Origin of the sequence: Actinoplanes sp. NPDC048791 (assembly GCF_040650095.1) — a bacterium.
GTDB lineage: Bacteria > Actinomycetota > Actinomycetes > Mycobacteriales > Micromonosporaceae > Actinoplanes.
In genome coordinates, this window is sequence record NZ_JBEZGQ010001602.1 from 1 (window position 1) to 1,311 (window position 1,311).

Here is a 1,311-nt window from a genome sequence, read left to right on the forward strand (position 1 = left end):
CGACGGTGCAGGCCGCGAGCTTGTCCAGCCCGGCCGGCCGGGCGGCGCGGCGGCTGATGGCGATGACGATCCGGTCGATCGTCGCGGTCCGCTTGGCCTGCAGGGCGCCCAGCACACCGCCGTCGCCCGGCGCCTGGACGAGGCGCTCGTCCGCCTGGGCGATCTGCCGGTCCAGCTCGGCCAGGTTGCGGTCCACCTCGGCCAGGGCCTGATCCGGTACGGCCGGGAGCTTGTCCCGCACCGACGGGCACCGCACGTTCGGGTTGGCGACGCTGCGCGTGGCCGCGGTGCTGTGCCCGGCGTGCAGGCCGTCGTAGCTGACCTCGCACTCCACCAGTGACACCAGGCGTCCCGACCGGCCGTTGAGCAGAGCACTGAGCTTCTTCAGGGTCCGGGCCCGTTCCGCCCGCAGCGGCTTGATGACCGAGTTGTTGAAGCCGGCGTCGATCTGCCCGCGGCTCGCGGCGATCCGTTCGTTGGCCGCGGCCAGGCTCCGGTCCAGCTTCGCGAGCTGCCGGTCGACCGCAGCCCGGGAGCGGGCCGGTACGGCGGGAAGCTTGTCGCGGACCTGGGGGCAGGAGACCGTCGGCACGGTCGTGGGCAGTGCCGCCGCGGTATCGGCCCGAACCGCCTTGTCGATCCGGACGACCGGCCAGAAGTACGAGGACTTGTCACCGTTGCGGCACGTCGTCCCGGCGGCGGCCAGGGCCTCGTCCGGGGTGTCCGCGGTGATTGCCTGGTTGCCCACGAAGTCGTGGACGTGCTCGGCGCCGTTCTTGATGCCCGGCTGCGCGACGGGATTGTCCGGGCTGAACTTGCCGTTGCCGTTGGTGCCGCAGTCCACGGTGAAGGTGCCGGTGGCGGCTCCCCGCCGGGGCTTGGGCGTCACGACGTTCGGCGCCACCTTGGCGATGGGCACGTAGTCGGCGAGGCTGGTCTCCGCCGAGGCCTCGCCCTTGCCGCCGCTGGACACGAAGTAGCCAGTGGCTCCCGCGGTCACGATCAGTGTGGCGGCGACGGCGACCAGCCGTGCCCGACTGGTCCTGCTGCTGACCCTCATGGTGATTTCCCTCCGGACGCGGCAGGCCGGACGGCCCGCTGCGCCGGTGGATACGCCGGGAGGATCGACGCCGATCGGTTCTCGGCGGTGGCGTCACCGGTCGGTAAGATCCGGTCGCCGTGTGTGGTGAGGCGGTGGCGCTGTGTCTCAGTCGCGGGGCGGGCGGGTGCTGTCGCGGACGATGAGCTCGGTGGCCAGCTCGATCCGGGGCGCCTGGATCTCCTCGCCGCGGGCCAGCCGCAGGATGCTGC

General features: G+C 72.5%; 1 pseudogene. It reads right to left on the minus strand.

The window, feature by feature from the left end:
* A pseudogene (locus tag AB0C29_RS48870) lies at positions 1 to 1,060 on the minus strand (hypothetical protein); the annotation flags it as partial.
* Positions 1,061 to 1,311: the final 251 nt, after the last annotated feature.